We start from the raw sequence: 756 nt of genomic DNA on the forward strand, positions 1-756 counted from the left end.
GACGGGGCGTTCATTGTGCACCTCCTTCTGAATCCTCGATAAACATTGGGAGTTGGCCTTCGATGGCGCTGCGACACGGGCGAAGCTTCCGGGTAGTCAGCGCGGCATCAACTGCCTCGGTATGCAGGTCGCTTGCGCGGATCTGCCATGGAGCGTCGGGCATTACTTGCTCAGCGGGCAGAATTCGGTCCTTGATCAGGCGGCGGATCGCATGATTGGTGACGCCAAGCACTTCCGCTGCCTCGGACATCGTCAACCATTCACCCTCCTTCTCAGCCGATTTATAGGCGTGGATGTCGCGCACGTGCCGTACGGATCTAACCCGATGCGCAGTCCAGGTCTTGCCTTGGCCCGTCCGTATTCCCATCCGGTTTAGCGATGCGGCGATGTCCTGATCAGACCATCGGGTAACCATGCTGCGGATAACGGCGAGCGCTTCGTCAGAGGTGCTGCATCCGTGTTCGCCTGTCTTGGGCTTGCGGATGCGCAACTGTGAATGCTGGCCTCCTTGCCAGTGGATCGTGAGAATAACTTCACGCGTTGTCTCATCCACGGCCGCGACAATATCGACGATCAGCGCCCGAACCAGTTGCTGGCGCATGCGCATGGTGACACCCGGAGCATTCCAGGCGGCGTCGAGGTCCTCGGCAAGCTTGGTGAAGTCAGGAGCAGCGCGAGCTGGCACTGATGTGCGTGCGGTCTGCAGACGCGCCTGGCAGGCTTGTACACGACGCAACGCTGCTTCCCAGTTCCTCT

Annotated in this window: 1 protein-coding gene; it reads right to left on the minus strand. The window is 60.2% G+C overall.

The features are described from left to right. Positions 1-10: 10 nt before the first annotated feature. The coding region (locus AWB67_RS38945) for a helix-turn-helix domain-containing protein (RefSeq protein ID WP_235025638.1) at positions 11-756 on the minus strand (746 nt) is incomplete at its 5' end.

The organism is Caballeronia terrestris (assembly GCF_001544515.1).
GTDB classification, from domain to species: domain Bacteria; phylum Pseudomonadota; class Gammaproteobacteria; order Burkholderiales; family Burkholderiaceae; genus Caballeronia; species Caballeronia terrestris.